Annotated in this window: 10 protein-coding genes; 6 read left to right on the forward strand and 4 right to left on the reverse strand. The window is 39.4% G+C overall.

The features are described from left to right. Positions 1-45 precede the first annotated feature (45 nt). On the forward strand, positions 46-765 hold the full coding sequence (locus ACP8HI_RS23425; protein ID WP_438348518.1) for a hypothetical protein: 720 nt from the start codon (positions 46-48) through the stop codon (positions 763-765). Positions 766-839: 74 nt separating this feature from the next. Further along, positions 840-4577 carry an S-layer homology domain-containing protein gene (locus tag ACP8HI_RS23430; protein ID WP_438348519.1) on the forward strand — a complete coding sequence of 1246 codons (3738 nt, stop codon included), beginning with the start codon at positions 840-842 and terminating at the stop codon, positions 4575-4577. A 155-nt stretch (positions 4578-4732) separates the two neighbouring features. On the opposite strand, the gene ACP8HI_RS23435 is transcribed toward ACP8HI_RS23430, so the two are convergent. The 4 genes from ACP8HI_RS23435 to ACP8HI_RS23450 form a co-directional block, all read right to left on the reverse strand. Then, a complete protein-coding gene (locus ACP8HI_RS23435) occupies positions 4733-6679 on the reverse strand; it encodes an FtsX-like permease family protein (protein WP_438348520.1) in 1947 nt (648 codons plus the stop codon). Further along, entirely contained in the window at positions 6669-7430 is a 762-nt protein-coding gene (locus ACP8HI_RS23440; protein WP_438351961.1) for an ABC transporter ATP-binding protein, read from the reverse strand. Before ACP8HI_RS23440 ends, ACP8HI_RS23435 begins: the two co-directional genes overlap by 11 nt. 107 nt (positions 7431-7537) lie before the next feature. Next, on the reverse strand, positions 7538-8542 hold the full coding sequence (locus ACP8HI_RS23445; RefSeq protein ID WP_438348521.1) for a sensor histidine kinase: 1005 nt from the start codon (positions 8540-8542) through the stop codon (positions 7538-7540). Further along, the gene (locus ACP8HI_RS23450; protein ID WP_438348522.1) at positions 8535-9230 is read right to left on the reverse strand and encodes a response regulator; all 696 of its coding nucleotides are present in this window, start codon (positions 9228-9230) and stop codon (positions 8535-8537) included. The genes ACP8HI_RS23445 and ACP8HI_RS23450 overlap by 8 nt, the downstream gene beginning before the upstream one ends. A gap of 204 nt (positions 9231-9434) precedes the next feature. Here ACP8HI_RS23450 and ACP8HI_RS23455 point away from each other — a divergent pair, with 204 nt between their 5' ends. From ACP8HI_RS23455 to ACP8HI_RS23470, 4 genes are read left to right on the forward strand one after another with little or no spacing between them, the layout of a single operon-like run. Continuing rightward, positions 9435-10565, forward strand: coding sequence for an ROK family protein (locus ACP8HI_RS23455; protein ID WP_438348523.1), 1131 nt, complete (start codon positions 9435-9437; stop codon positions 10563-10565). A 20-nt stretch (positions 10566-10585) separates the two neighbouring features. Then, positions 10586-11299, forward strand: coding sequence for a 6-phosphogluconolactonase (locus ACP8HI_RS23460; protein ID WP_438348524.1), 714 nt, complete (start codon positions 10586-10588; stop codon positions 11297-11299). 26 nt (positions 11300-11325) lie between these two features. Continuing rightward, a complete protein-coding gene (locus ACP8HI_RS23465) occupies positions 11326-12237 on the forward strand; it encodes an ROK family protein (RefSeq protein ID WP_438348525.1) in 912 nt (303 codons plus the stop codon). Between the two features lie 5 nt (positions 12238-12242). Further along, positions 12243-13628: an alpha-galactosidase gene (locus tag ACP8HI_RS23470; protein ID WP_438348526.1), complete on the forward strand. Its 1386-nt coding sequence runs from the start codon at positions 12243-12245 to the stop codon at positions 13626-13628.

The raw sequence follows: 13628 nt of genomic DNA on the forward strand, positions 1-13628 counted from the left end.
AATAAAAAACCAGCCCACGGGCGCAGAGAAAAGGATGGTACACACATGAAAAAAATTACTATATCTTTGGTAACAGTCGCATTGGTCTTCTCAGGTCTGACTTACGTAGTGGTATCTGCTAATAAGAAGCCAGCAGTCGCAGCAACGATTCAACAGAGCAACAGTACTGAAGTATCTACAACAACGGTGCCAGCTCCGGCAGCAGTAACGCTTCAACCGGAAGCATCAAAAGCTACAACGCCAGCAGTTGAAAAATCCACACCAGAAGTGGCTACTGTACCGGCAACCACCGAAGTTTCTACACTGGAGACAACAGTCTCAACTACTCCTACCGCAGTTCAGTCTAAAGTAACAGCAGTATCATTAGAGAGCAACACGCAGGCGAAGACAACTGTAACTGAGGTATCCGCGTCGGTTAAACCCAACACGAATACGTCAACTACTGCAACTGCAGTAGTGCCTACAACCGCACCTAAAGTAAGCGTAACAGCTAATAAGGCAATTCAACCTGCGCCAGCACCTGTTGTATCGGTCCAGCCGAAGGAAACTGTCTCTCCGGTAACCACTCCTTCAAAAAAGATAACTTTCTCTACTACTGAGGTAGTTAAAGCGGCGCCAGCACCAACGCCAGTTGTGAAGACTTCCCAACCTGAGACAACGTCATCCGAATCGTCATCGTCCGTCAGCACTCCTGCTGCAGCGCCAGAGGAAAAGGCACCCGCACCAGCTCCGACCCCGGCTCCAGAGGAAGAGGTTTGTCCTTAATTAGCAATTGGATGATATTTAATTCATTGAAGCTTGACCCATCACATAAGCCAATATAAATCGAGGTGCACATAATGATAAATTTATTGAAGTCTAAGAAAATTCTAACGCTGCTTCTAGCAGCTTCCCTATTAGTCCTTCCATTTCAAGTAGGCAGAGCCAGTGCCGATACCGCAGAGGCTTTAACGAGCATTTCCTCTTCAGGGAGAGTAAGTCACTTTGATTACTTCAACCATGTATATAAGCAATTGAAAGATGTTAACCATGTGTTTAAAACAGCAACTTATGAGGATATCGTTCATTTGTTTGAGAGCGAAGGAACATACGCTGTTCTGGTTGGAGGTGCATGGAGTGACAATACACAAGCCGATATTGGCTATATCAATGAGGTTGCGAAGGAATATGGGATATCCACCATTTATAACTTTGATACGATGCTAGATGGGGAGACTCTCCAAATTACAGATAGCAATAATAAATTTGCATACAAATACGTTGATTTAGTCAACAAGTATCTGAAGAATTTGAATCTTTCTTCTCCTAAGGGTATAGCAGAGCAGAACGTCAGCTATATCAACAAGAGTGGGGCTACGATAACTGCTCCCCAAATTGAATCGCCGTTTCTATTGGTGTACAACAAAGATAACAAGGATGCGTCAGGAAATGGCGCTCCTGTCGTTGCCTATCTCGATAAGAGTTATTCTGAAAATGATTTCTTAACCAACGGAACACTTGATTTCGCGAAGGTGGAAGCTTACAAAGCATCGGTAAGAGGGGTGCTCGGGGCAGCTTCGAAATACGATACTATTAATGAATCTTCCTATATTAAAGCGGCATTTAATAAGAATTATGAGGGCGAGAATACAGGAAAACCAACGATTTTCAATGAATTGGATGGCAATCTTGTCTATGAACACGTGACCTATCACCAACTGAAGCAAATTTTGGCCAGTGAAGGCAATTATGCTATCCTACTTGGCGGATCGTGGTGCCCGAATACCCAAGCTGTTATTAAATACATTGACGAATATGCCAAAAAAAATAATGTCGATAAAATCTATTTCTTTGATACGAAGTTGGACTCGGGTGTGACTGTTGCCGAGCCGTACAATAACAGCGGTACAAGTGGCAGCGCTAATCCGCATAACAACAATGAGCTTCAGATCAGAACTACAAATCATACGAATGCAAATCTATATGTTGATCTAGTCAAAACATATCTGACGAATATCAAGACGGAGAACAATACAGCTGCTAGACCTTCAATCATAAGTTATGTTGATGAGTTAGGTAACACAATCACCGGAGACAGACTTCAGGTTCCATACCTGTTTACGTACAACAAAGATAACAAGAATGCGGATGCAACTAGTGCTCCCATCCTAGGACATGTAGAACTGATGTATTCCTGGACGAATATTCAACCAGAGTATATACAAAGTGGTTATCCGACTGGTGCAAGATATAATAACACCACAATCGCTCTGAATAAACTCTTTTCCAAACTGGAGGCTGTACCTACTGGGCTGACATCCGAAGCTCCAACTTCAGTTGAAAGTAAGGATGGTCAAATAACAGGCACTAGCACAGCATTGGAATACAAACTACTGGGAAGTGAACTATATACGCCAGTAACAGGGCAATCGATTACAGGACTTACACCAGGCAATTATGCTGTGAGATATGCTGCTACAGCGGGATACCAAGGCCCTACTACAGCAGTGGGACCAGCTATAATTCCATATCAGCCAGGCGAAGCAGTAAATATAGTAGTACCTTTGTATGTTGGGCAACAACCTTCGCCAACTGGACTTGTGGGTATAGCCCCTACTACAGAGCTTAACAATGATGGTCAAATTATAGGGTCAACGGAAGGACAGGAATACCAACTTGTTGGAGAAGTTGATTTTAAGGCTGTAACAGGCACATCCATTAAAGACTTGGTACCAGGCTTTTATAACGTGCGTTATGCGGCTAAAGAAGGATACAGTGCAGGGTTAGTCACTACAGTTGAAATTCCAGCGTATGGTGAACAAGCAACGCCAACAGGATTAGTAGGTGTAGCACCAACTACTGCAGCTAATAATGATGGGAAAATTACAGGTACTACCCCAAACTTAGAATACAAGCTATCCACTGTTACGGAATACGTATATGCGAAAGAACAAGAAACTATCGGATTAATTCCTGGTATTTATAACGTAAGATTTGCGGCTAAAGAAGGACACAATGCGAGTAAAGCAGCAGAAGTCATTGTCCCGACATATACTGCGGAACTGGCAGAGCAAGCAGCACCAACAGGTCTGAGAGGGATTGCACCTACCTCTTTAGCGAACAATGATGGACAAATTTCTGGTACTACCCGAGCGTTAGAATACAAGTTGTCGACTGTTACGAGTTATGTCTATGCAACAGAACAAGAAACCATCGGGTTAGCATCAGGTACTTACAATGTGAGATACGCAGCCAAAGAAGGTTATAAGCCAAGCCCAATAACCAACGTTATTGTCCCAGCATTTGTGCCTGATACAGGCACGGGGACTACTCCATCAGGAGGTGGAACTGCACCAAGCAGTGCTACTTCATCGAGTGGCTCTACCACAGCAAGCACGAAGTCTGTTACGACAACTTTAGGAAATGTTACAACTACGGTAACAACGGCAAAGACTATAATTGATAAGACTACAGGGGTAAGCACAGCATCCATTGCACAAGATGTAGTGGCAAGTTTTGTTGGTCTTGCCAAAACAGCTGAAGCGACTGGGAAAAAAGCTGTCTTGGAAATTAAAGTTGAAGCTAGTACACTAACCAAAACGGCTGAGCTTAGCATACCTAGAAGCGTATTTAACGAGTTGGCTTCCGGCACGAATGCTGAAGTTACAATCAATTTTGAAAATGTTGGTACGATTACTCTCGATGCCAAATCTATTGCAAGCATTAGTGCGGCCGCAGATAAGGGAGATATCAGTATAAGAATTGCCAAGGTTTCGTTAACCGAAGAGGGTAAGACAGTACTCGGGGACAGACCGGTTTATGACTTGTCGATTAGAGCTGGCGAGAGCGATATTACCTCCTTTGGAGGAGGTAGCATTCACATCAGTGTACCGTACGTACTACAAGCAGGTGAACAACAGAACTCCGTTATTGTCTACTACATTAATAGCGCCGGAGGTTTGGAAGACGTACGTGGTCGATATGACTCTGCGAAGGGATCAGCTCATTTTGTTACAACACACTTTTCCCAATATATCATTGGATATAACAAAGTAAGCTTTGCAGATGTGTCGGATACTTCATGGTATAGCAATGCAGTCGACTTTCTCGCAGCACGTAGTATCACTTCCGGTACTGACGCAAATCATTATAGTCCGAATGCCACAGTAACAAGAGGCCAGTTCATCGTCTTAGTATTGAAGGCCTATGGGATAGTACCTGACGATAATCCTGCTGATAACTTTGCGGATGCTGGTAATACGTATTACACGAATTACTTAGCTACTGCTAAGCGTTTGGAGATAGCGACAGGTTCAGGTAATAATCAGTTCAAGCCGAATGATCAAATCACACGGCAGGAGTTATTTACACTCTTGTACCGATCGCTTGACGTGCTAGGTGAATTACCATCAGATAAGACGGCAGTAACCATCTCAAGCTTCAGCGATGCAGGAAAGATTGCAGATTATGCACGAGAAGCACTTCAAGCTCTAGTAGAAAGAGGCGTAGTGACGGGAACGAGCAATAAGCTCAATCCGCAAGAGCTAACTACAAGAGCCCAAGCGGCACAAGTGATTTATAATCTGTTGTCGAGATAACAAAACAAAAGCGTGTCTTTAACGGAGTACGGGTAATTATTCTAAAAGACGCAGACAAAATGGGTGGCCAATGGGCCGCTCATTTGTCATAAGTAATATAGATACAACACAAGCTCCAGTACCCTTGAGGACTGGAGCTTGTGTTTCCTAATCTATTATAAAGCCTCTTTAATGACCTTCTTGTAATAAAAGACGGATAGAATTCCGAAGATCGAATACAGTGCAGTATAAAGTAACATCACCATAATCATCGGTGTCCACAGCTCTGTTCCGAAGAAGAACCATCCCGACTGAACGGCGAAATAGCTATGGAGTAGCCCAACAACTAATGGAATTCCGAAGTTAAAGAGTTGTTTGATTTGAATCCCCTTCAACAAATCCCCTCGTGTGAAACCGAGTTTTCTAAGAATGGTATAACTCGCCTTCTCATCTTCACTTTCATCCATTTGCTTGAAATAAAGAATACAGCCGGACGTAATCAGAAAGGTTAACCCAAGGAAACCAACGATAAACATGATGAATCCCATGTTCTGTTTCTGATTGTTGCTCATTTCTAGTTGAGAATCATATGCGTGCTTAGTATCGAATTCTAGTCCCTTAAAAAGTTCATTTGCCTCTTTAATATGACCTTTATCTTTAATATCAATTCCGATATAAACGGTAGAGTCCCTTTGAATGGCTGGATCGATATCCATTTTCAAACGTTCAAATATAGCTTCGTCCACAATAACAACAGGCAAGCCGCCGCCCGTGAAATACCCTGAAACAGGGGAAGCTATGTTGATACTTTTATACTGTTGCGGAATAACGTCATGCTGACCCTTCAATTCAATGAATCCAGAATCTTTCATAGACATGAATTGCTGCAGCATGCTACTAGAAGCAGTAAAAAGAGTCTCATCGGCTGATAGTTGAATATCTTGTATGGCTTCTTCACTAATCACTGGCATAGTCATGCTATTCGGATCAACGAGCATGCCTTCCATATTCATGTCTAATATGTTCTCTACATTGACACCTACTTGAATGACATCAATCATTTGATCGGTATACTGTATTCCATTTGAGTCCAAGGCTTCCTTAAATACTTCGGCATCTTGAATATTTGTAATCGAAAAATCTGCAAGGACATAGGTCTTGGCCGTCTTTTCTGCGGAATAGTATGAGATATAACTTAAAGATAACAAACCAATCGCAAGGGCAGATACCGTCGTAATAATGGTTAATAATACGGCATTGGACTTCATGCGGAACATAATGGATGAAAGGGATAATACTTCATTAATATTTAAGTAACCATGTTTCTTCTTGCGGATGATATTAAATATAAAAGTGACAGATCCTTTATAGAAAAGATAAGTCCCAATGATGACAGACGCTAGAATAAAGATCATCGCACCGAATAGTTCGGGCATCGTTGTGAAGTCTCCGCTAAACAATTTCGATGATATATAATAGCCCAGAAGGATGAATACAATGCCAACAATTCCAATGAACATTTCTAGGAAGGAGACCCTGTTTACTTTTCCTTCTGTTACAGATCTCACTCTGAATAAGGAAAGAATACTTTGCCTTTTGATAAACACCATATTCATCAACATAATCAAGAGGTAGATCACACCAAAGACAATCAGTGTTTGTATTAGTGCTTGGGTAGAGAACTGAAGCGTTGCGATAGCATTGATACCTACAATTTTAAATAAAATCATGATGATTAACTTTGAAAAGGAAAAACCAACAAAGATCCCTACAATGATGGAACTGAAATACAGGATGAAATTTTCAGCCGTAAGGATACGGAAGATTCTGTTCTTGGTCATTCCTATTAATTGAAACAGGCCAATTTCTTTACTGCGTCGTTTAATAAAGATGTTATTTGCGTATAACAGAAAAATAGAGACGATAGCCACAAGTAGGACAGAGGCCGCTTTAATCGCAGCGCCTCCTTTAATGGATCCTGCTGTTTCATCCATGGATGGGTCGTACTGCAACGTGACAAATGCGAAATAAAGGGCAGCGCTAAAGATTAAGGCGAATACATAAAGGTAATAATTTTTCAGATTCTTCCGCAGATTGCGAAAGATGAGTTCGTTAATACTCATTCTGCACCCCGCCTAATACACCTTGTGTTTTCATAATGTCTTTAAAGAAGGCCTGCCTTGTTTCCTCGCCTTTATTTAATTGTGTATATATCTGTCCGTCTTTAATGAAGATGACTCTACTACAATAACTAGCTGCCACAGAATCGTGAGTTACCATAACAATCGTTGCTTTTCGTTTCTGATTTAATTCGCTCATTTTGTTTAATAAATCAGAAGCAGACTTAGAATCAAGTGCACCCGTAGGTTCGTCAGCAAAAATGATACTCGGTTCATGAATAAAAGCCCGTGCGGCGGAAGTGCGCTGTTTCTGCCCCCCAGAGATCTCATTGGGATACTTATTTCGTATATCAAAAATTCCCAGTTCTGTCGCAACAGTTTGGAATTTCAGCTCAGCTTCCTTTTTTGGCGTCTTTGTAATGGATAACGGGAGAAGGATATTCTCTTTGACTGTCAGCGTATCTAATAAGTTATATTCTTGAAAAATAAACCCTAAATGGTTCTTACGAAATTCAGCTAATTGCTTCTCCTTCATACCAGAAATCTCTCTTCCTTCGATCTTGATGGTACCATTACTAATCTTATCAATCGAAGAGAGGACGTTGAGCAATGTCGTCTTCCCGGAACCTGATGCGCCCATAATACTAACGAACTCGCCCTCTTCAATAACAATATCTAGACCACTTAATACTTCTTGTTTATTGAACTTATTGCCATAACTTTTATGGATTTTACTTGCTTCTAGAATAACGATATAGAACAACTCCCTTTTCTTTGTACTCAATATCCTTATTATAAAAGGGTTCGTCTTTCTTATCCTTCGATTGACCGAACAAAACACACAAGCATGTGACATTGTTGTCACACGCCTGTGATATGAACGAATTCATTCCTTTGTGGAAAAGTACATGTGAAGGTCGATCCAACGCCAAGTTCTGATTGTACATGAAGTTGGATCGATAATGACTTTGCAGCTTTGTGGGCTAAATATAACCCCATGCCTGTTGCGGTATTGTCATGATGGATGGTCGTTGATGTGAACCCTTTGTCGAATATGCGAGAGATATCTCTGGGGTCAATGCCGCGCCCACTGTCTTTCACCTCAAGGATGGTCTGATCAGCTCGCACATAACTGTTAATGATGATGTCGGATGCTAAGCTATATTTCACTGCGTTTGTTAAGAGCTGTCTGAGGATAAAGGCGAGCCATTTGGCATCACTAAGGACTTGCGGTACTTCTAAATGAATGTCAAAGCCGATGCCTTTGTGGATACACCAGGATTGTAATGTTTTGATTTCATCAAAAATAAGAGATTCTAAATCGGTATGTTCAATATACAAATCATTCTCAATAAATGGGATACGCCTTTGGTGGAGCTGTTGGTCAAGTAGAAGATGAATTCTTAACCATTCATAGGTTAAATGAGTCTTCATAGTTTCATCGTCTATACGGTCAATCATTAAATGCATGGCTGTAAGCGGCGTTTTCACTTCATGGATCCAAGCTAGGATGTCATCTTTCTCCTGCTCTAACGTCATAAGATTGTGGGAGGCAGCCTGTTTCAATAGTTCAGCCTGATCCGTCATGCTTTGTTCAATCATGTGCTCAAAGGGACTTTCTGGACTAGCGATGCTCGTTAAATCTAGATTGTTGTCTCGTTCTTCTAAGCTTTTATAGAATCGGGTTTCTTTATTGTAGCGAATAACGAAGAAGGTCGAAAAAAGAATCATCGATAGAAAGACAAGGTAAAGTGTGGATTGGAATGGGATCGTTGGATCGTAAAAAGATACAAAGATGATCAGCAGTTGCAGAAGTATGAATAGCATGATCCAGCTACGTCTTTCCACGATATACTTTCTAATCATATCCATTTGCCTCTTCAATAGCCATGTAACCTTGCCCAACCTTCGTCTCAATAAATTGCCCTAACCCAAGTTCATCTAACCTTTTTCGTAGCCGATTCACATTGACTGTCAGGGTGTTATCGCTTACGAAACGTTTATCATCCCATAAGCTATTGATTAATACCTCACGGGTTACGATCTTATTCTTCTTCTCAATGAGTAGTTTTAACACATAAATTTCATTCTTTGTAAGTTCAATCGATCTCGCATCATGGGTGACCGTATTTTTCTCATAATCCACCGTTGCTCCGCACCATGTTTTGAGTTCTATGGTGTCCGTATTGTAATTGTATACCCGACGAAGAATCGCTTGTACCTTGGCAATCAGCACATCGAAATGAAAGGGCTTCTGGATATAATCATCCGCTCCAAGCTGCATAGACATCACGATATCCGTGGGGTGATCGCGGGAGGATAAGAATATAATCGGAATGTTGGAATGGGACCGAATCATTCTACACCAATGAAACCCATCGAATTTAGGCAATTGAATGTCAATAATGACTAAATCAGGCTTGATGTCTGTAAATTGTTGAATGACGTTACCGAAATCAGTAATCCCATACACATCATAAGACCAATGAGCCAGCCGATCTTTGATCTCATGAAAGAGCGTTGTATCATCTTCAATTAATAGGAGTTTAAACAAATAGGTTCACCACGCTTTTAGTTTTTCTACAATAATTGTATAGTAAAACCATGTTATGTGCTATTTTTTACTGTGAAACTATTGACACTCAATAAACTATGTATATAATCGTATGTAAGAGGTCTGTAATTGACCTATATATTTTTATCTAATTATTTAAGAAGATTAATTAATGTAATTAAATAAACTGAAAGGGATGAGAAGATGAAATCATTTCTACCAAATGATATTAAAGATGAAAATAGAAAAATAATTTTTGATATTTTATTGCAGAATCCTGGATTAGCAAAAGTTGAAATTACAGAAAAAACGTCGATGAGTTTTGTTACTGTGAGTAAAATCGTTAATTTTTTTGATCAAATTGGGATATTAACAGCCACTGGTGAAAGCCGAGAAGGATCGGGTGGTTTAGGAAGAAAAAGGACAGTATATAGATTTAATGAAAATAGTTATGTAACCATCGGGATACAAGTTATAGGTAGAACAATTACTGCGTTGCTTATAAATTTACATAGTAAAATTATTGATTCCTATTCTATTAATACAGACATCCCATTTTATAGTGAAGAGTTCACAACGATTTTTGAAGAAATAATTATTCGATTGAGGAAAAAGGCGGAGCAAACGAACAGTGTTGTTCTGGGAATAGGTATTGGCGTTGATGGGGCGATAAATACTAGAAAAAAAACAATTAGAATGAGAAATCAGGATAATAAAGAAAATGACTATTATTATGAGGAAATCATTGTGAATTTAGAGAATAAGGTTAACTTACCCATTCTTCTTGAGAACGATGTAAACGCTTCTACAGTGGCTGAATTTCGAAATTTGGAGAATTCCGAGAAAGCACCAACGGATTTGGTTCATATAGCTGTAGGTGATGGGATTGGCGGTGGCCTGATCATAAATAAAGAGTTGCACCGAGGATATAATGCCAGCGCGGGAGAGTTAGAGTATATGTGTTTCGATTCGGAATACAGGAGAACGCCATCTTCAGTAGGGTGGCTAGAAAGTAAATTAGGTATTAATTACTTATTAAATACCTATGACTTGAATTCCGAGGAAGATATCGAAGCTTGTGTAGATCATATATCTAGAAACCTTGCTTTAACGATTACTAATATTATTAGCGTGTTGGATATCGATCGAATCATTATTAGTGGAAAAACAATAGCATTGTTCTCAGATCGTATTTTAGAAGGTACAAAAAAATATGTTGAACAATATACGGAATGGACGCCGAATATAACGTACAGTGATTCGAATAATTCAACTGCGATCGGAGCCGCCGTATTAACACTTCAACATGAGATGATCAAAATAATCTCTGCATAAAACTCTAGGAGGTGAAAATAATGATAAAGATTTTTGGAAGTGAAGAGGAAGTGGCACACGAAATTGCCAAAGAAATGAAGGATCATTTACTACATGATGCAAATCCAGTCTTTTGTCTGGCGTCAGGGAGCACACCCCAGAAAAGTTATCGGAAATTTGCCGATGAAATAGAAAGTGATTCGAGGATAAAGGAACTCAAAATAGTAAGTTTAGATGAGTGGGTCGGAATTGATAGAAGTTCTGAAGGTAGTTGCTATCAGATGTTAAACCAAGACTTATTTTCACTAGTACAGTTAGATAGCGACCAAATAGAGTTTTACGATGGTACATTTCCCGATTTACAACAAGAGTGTTTAAGAATTGATCGTTATATCGATCATAATCCAATTACGTTCAGTTTGATGGGTATGGGGATGAATGGACATATCGGATTAAATGAGCCGGGTTGTCCAGTATTAAATCATAGTAGTGTAGTTGATTTATCGGAAACAACCAAGAAAGTTGCTCAGAAATATTTCTGTCAACCAACGGGTCTGGAAAAGGGAATCACACTTGGCTTAAGCCAAGTTGCTCATAGTAAAAGAGTTATTGTAGCTATTACTGGTGAACGAAAGGCCAAAATAGTAAAAGAAGTATTCTCAAATCTAGAGGCGAAGCTACCTGTTCAGGAATTGTTTGATTATGAACATATTGATTTCTTCCTAGATTCGGAGGCAGCGAAATATATTAAATAGTAATAAAAGCTGAGGAGTTCGTATAAATGAGTGACAGTGTTATTGGTGTAGATATTGGAGGCACAAATATTCGAGTTGGATTGGTTAATGAGAACCTTGAGTTAGCTCGGAAAGAGACCGTGTTGACGGGTAGCTTTCGAAATGCTGATGAAATTTTTAATCAAATTAAACAAATGATAGAAAAAGTGGATAGTGAAAAAAAAGCCAATAAGATAGGGATTGCATTACCTATTCCATGGAAAGATAAAACTGAATTTATTTTTGACGCAACAAACATCCCTTGTTTAGAAACAATGAATATTCAGAAAATAAGATCTTACTTTCCAGAACATAAAGTTTATTTCGAAAATGATGTTAATGTGATTACGTTACTTGAATCAGAGTATGGAGCTTCAAAAGCTTACAGACAATCCATGTACATAACGGTTAGCACAGGCATTGGAAGTGGGATTATTCTCAATAAGGAAATCTTCCATGGTGCGCATGGTTATGCTGGAGAGATTGGAAGTATGATTGTTTCCGATAGTAAACGAAATCATTCCATATTATATGACGGAACTCTAGAGTCTCTGTGTAGTGGCAAAGCTTTAGAAGAAGAGAGTAAAAGTTTGTATGGTAGTGATGCTACGACGTGTTTATTGTTTGAACAGTATCATAAAGAGGATAAAAAAGCGGTAGAAGTTATTCATGTTTGGGTTGAGTACTTCTCAAATGCGATTGCTTCTTTAATGCAAACGATAGATCCAGATATCTTTGTTGTTGGCGGAGCGGTTATATATAATAACCCATGGTTAATAGAAAAGATAATTGAAAGCGCTAAAAACAAGGTTCTTGAAAATTTAAGAGATAAAATAAAAATAGTGATGTCAACTTTCGGACCCGATGCAGGAATTATTGGAGCAGGGTATATGGCATTAATAAATTCTAAAGGAGAATGAGAAGAATGAAGAAAATAAAAGTTGCGTTAATTGGAGCAGGAAGTGTTTCTTTTGCATTAGGAGCTCTCCAAGATATGGTGCTGTCAGACCGATTGAAGAATCAAGTTAATCTTGAAATTGCACTTATGGATATTGAAGAAGAAAATGTGAATAGAACACATAAATATGCAACAGAAATGTTTACTGCATTTTCGAATCCGGCAAAACTTTGGCAAACTACGAATTTAGAAGACGCTCTAAAGGAAGCTGATTTCGTTATCGTTGCGATTGAAGTAGAGAGATATTTCTACTGGTCTCAGGACTTTCATATTCCTCGTCGTTATGGAAGTAAACAAATTTATGGTGAAAATGGCGGTCCAGGATCGATGTTCCATACGCTGAGAAATTTAGGCCCTATGCTCCACATTGCTCAGACCATGGAGAAGATGTGTCCAAATGCATGGTTCATCAATTACACGAATCCGGAAGCGAAGTTAGTAGAAGCCGTTTCTAAATTAACATCTATTAAAATTGTAGGTTTGTGTCATGGTTTAGATATGGGAATTGATCAGCTATCTGAATTTTTAGAGATGGAAGTAGATGAAATCGGCATGGAGGGTGGAGGTCTAAACCACTTTGGATTCTTCACAAAAATTTGGAATAAAAAAACGGGAGAAGATTTATATCCGTTATTTGATGAAAAAGAGAAGAAAGCAAATCGCTTAGCTCAATTTGATCATGTTGCGTTATCCAGAACGATGTATCAGATTTATGGCTATTATCCTTATCCGGGTACAAATCATTGTGGTGAGTATGTTTCTTATGCTGATGACTTCTACGCAGGACTATCATTACAGTATCGCTATGATCCAATGAGAGAAAAGTTATGGGAGAAAGACTCAAGAACACCGGAGTTTGTGTATTCTGCAAGCGGCAATAGCTTGGATAAAGGTCTGTTCTCGAACACGCAGACGCAAGAACTTTGGATAGAGCAAGCCTATATTTTCGATAAAGAAACCGTTCAAACTAGTAATGAATATGCCATTCCAATCATTGAGGCCATTTTCTTTGACGATGAGATTCAATTAAACGCTGTAAATATGCCAAATAACGGCGCTATAAAAGGTCTTCCTGATGATATGGTAGTTGAGACTCAAGCCATTGTTAATGGAAGTGGGATTGCACTTATACCCATGACAGTTGAATTGCCAACGGCAGTTATTGGAACCATTCATATTCAGGGAACGATTCATAAACTATTACTAGAGGCATTTGTAGAAAAGTCGAAGACGAAATTGTTACAAGCCATTTTGCTAGATCCACAAGCTCCTACTTATTATCAAGCATGCGCAATGATTGACGACATGTGCGAATTACAAAAGGATATTCTACCTAAACTAGAATGGAAATAG

The organism is Paenibacillus sp. FA6 (genome assembly GCF_051550225.1).
In the GTDB taxonomy this organism is placed as follows: domain Bacteria; phylum Bacillota; class Bacilli; order Paenibacillales; family Paenibacillaceae; genus Paenibacillus_AQ.